Source organism: Shuttleworthella sp. (assembly GCF_057251025.1).
Map to the genome: position 1 here is coordinate 1 of NZ_DBHIDN010000049.1, position 2414 is coordinate 2414.

The 2414-nt window shown below is 53.0% G+C and carries 4 protein-coding genes; all 4 read right to left on the reverse strand.

Annotated elements, in window-relative coordinates:
* A partial coding sequence (locus tag ACO5R6_RS07550; protein ID WP_485626568.1) for a galactokinase occupies positions 1–1121 on the reverse strand: 1121 nt, incomplete at its 3' end.
* 127 nt (positions 1122–1248) lie between these two features.
* On the reverse strand, positions 1249–1479 hold the full coding sequence (rpsR, locus tag ACO5R6_RS07555; protein WP_044958638.1) for a 30S ribosomal protein S18: 231 nt from the start codon (positions 1477–1479) through the stop codon (positions 1249–1251).
* Between the two features lie 13 nt (positions 1480–1492).
* A complete protein-coding gene (locus ACO5R6_RS07560; protein ID WP_006906556.1) occupies positions 1493–1939 on the reverse strand; it encodes a single-stranded DNA-binding protein in 447 nt (148 codons plus the stop codon).
* A 38-nt stretch (positions 1940–1977) separates the two neighbouring features.
* Positions 1978–2268, reverse strand: a complete 291-nt coding sequence (gene rpsF / locus ACO5R6_RS07565) for a 30S ribosomal protein S6 (protein WP_006906557.1) — start codon at positions 2266–2268, stop codon at positions 1978–1980.
* Positions 2269–2414 lie beyond the last annotated feature (146 nt).

The following is a 2414-nucleotide window of genomic DNA, read 5'->3' on the forward strand; positions in this document are numbered from 1 at the left end:
ATCCCGGTCTTCTCCCTGTAGGCGCTTCCGACCCGGTCGATAAACGGGTCAATGGCGTCGTTCTTCACCAGGCTGACCGTGCAGCCGCCAAAGCCCCCGCCGGTGATCCGGCTACCAATGACGCCGGGGATCTTCCAGGCCTCATCCACGAGAATGTCGACCTCCCGACAGGAGACCTCGTAGTCATCTCGAAGAGAAATATGAGAGGCATTCATCAGCCGCCCAAACATCTCGATCTGTCCTGACTTGAGAGCCTCAACCGCCCGGATGGTCCTCTGGTTCTCATAGACCGCATGCTTCGCTCTTCTGCGGCAGACAGGATCCCAAATCAGGTCTGCATGTTCTTCAAACTCCTCCTGGCTCAGCTCGCCCAGGGCTTCAATATCCAGCTCCACCTGCAGCATGCTCAGCGCCCTGGCGCACTCTTCTCTTCTGTCATTATAGGCCGAATCCACCAGGGAATGCTTAACCTTGGAATTTGTAATCAAGATCTTGGCATCCGGCAGAGCAATCGGAGCGTATTCGTAGGACAGGTCGGAGCAGTCCAGGAAAATGGCTGCGTCCTTCTTCCCCATTGCGACGGCGAACTGATCCATAATGCCACAGTTGCAGCCGTTGAAATTGTTCTCAGAGTACTGGCCGACCAGGGCCAGATCGATATTGGTCAAAGAATCAAATCCGAAGAGATCTCTGACGATCACCCCGGTCAAAACCTCCAGCGAGGCGGAGGAAGAGAGACCTGACCCATTGGGGATATTCCCGTAAACAGCCATATCAAATCCGGTTCCCGGCGTCAGCCCCTTGACCTTACCCATGGCCCAGACCACGCCCAGAGGATAGTTGGCCCAGCCGTATTCCTCCCGATAGGACAAATCGGATAAGTCCGCCTCCACCGGCGGGCGGTCTTCCATATTCAAGGAGTAGAAGCGGATCTTGGAATCCTCTCTCTTTCTGGCGATTCCGTAGGTCCCGATGGTCAGAGCGCAGGGGAAGACATGTCCGCCATTATAATCCGTGTGCTCTCCGATCAGGTTGACGCGGCCGGGGGAGAAATATCCCCGGATATCACCGCCTGCCCCAAAGAGATCCTCAAACTTCTCCTGTAACTTTTTCTGCTCCATTCCCCTCTTCCCTCTTTCCGTTCCGCTGACATCAAGTAAATTCTACACATCCTTCTGAAAATTGGCAATGAAAAAGAGCCTCCCGGCCGGGCCGGAGAGACTCTCTTTTTTGCAAAATCGCTTACAATCAGTCCTCAACGTAGGGCATGATTGCGAGATGACGCGCACGCTTGATCGCTGAAGTCAGCGCTCTCTGATGTCTTGCGCAGGTGCCGGTAATACGACGGGGAAGGATCTTCCCTCTCTCTGAGACATACTTGCGCAGCTGATTGGCGTCCTTGTAATCGATGGCAGCCTCACTGCCGCAGAATACGCAGACCTTTCTTCTTCTATGTGCGGGTCTTCTATTAAAAGCCATGACTTAACCTCCTCTAGTTAAATGGAAGCTCCTCTTCAATGCCATCAGGGATGTTCATAAATCCGTCCCCTGCATCTGTGGTCGGAGCCTGCTGCGGCGTTCCCAGATCGGCGCCGGCATAAGAACCGTTCTGCTGGGCTGCGGCCTTGGACTCCGCGAATTCAATGTTGTTCGCGATGACCTGGAAGCCGTAGACCATCTGACCTTCCTTATTCTGGTAATTGTCGTTCTGAATCTCACCGTCTAATACGATCTTTGTTCCCTTGCGGAGATACTTCTCAACGAACTCTCCGAGCTTGCCGAAGGCCGTGCAATTGAAGAAATCCGCGGTGGGCTGACCATCACGCTTGAATCTTCTGTCTACGGCGATGGAAAATCTGGCAATCGCATTGTTATTGGCGCCGCCGTAACGAACCTCGGGATCTCTTGTCAAGCGTCCCATAAGAATGAGTTTATTCATCTGATCTCCTATCTACAGCGAATCCTCCGCTGTGCTAATTACTGCTCGTCCTTGCGAACAAATAAGAAGCGAAGAACATAATCCATGATGCGGATATCGCCTTCCAGCTGAGCGGGAACACTGGTCTCCGCCTCAAACTGAATGTAGTAGTAGAAGGCCTCACCCATATTCTGGATCTCGTAAGCAAGCTTCTGCTTGCCCTTCTCCTCTACATCTGTCACAGTGCCGCCGGCGCGGGTGATATAACCCTTCGCCTTCTCGACGACAGCTGCCCTGGCATCATCTTCGATCTTAGCATTAACAACGAGTGCTAATTCATACTTTGCCATTGCGTCTAACCTCCTTCTGGTCTTGTGGCCCCGGCGCTCATGCCCCGGGGCAAGGAATATTTACATATACCACGAATTGGTATTTTATCATGGAAATCAGCAGACCGCAAGATCAAATTCCGCCTCTCTTGCCTTACGGGCGCTCG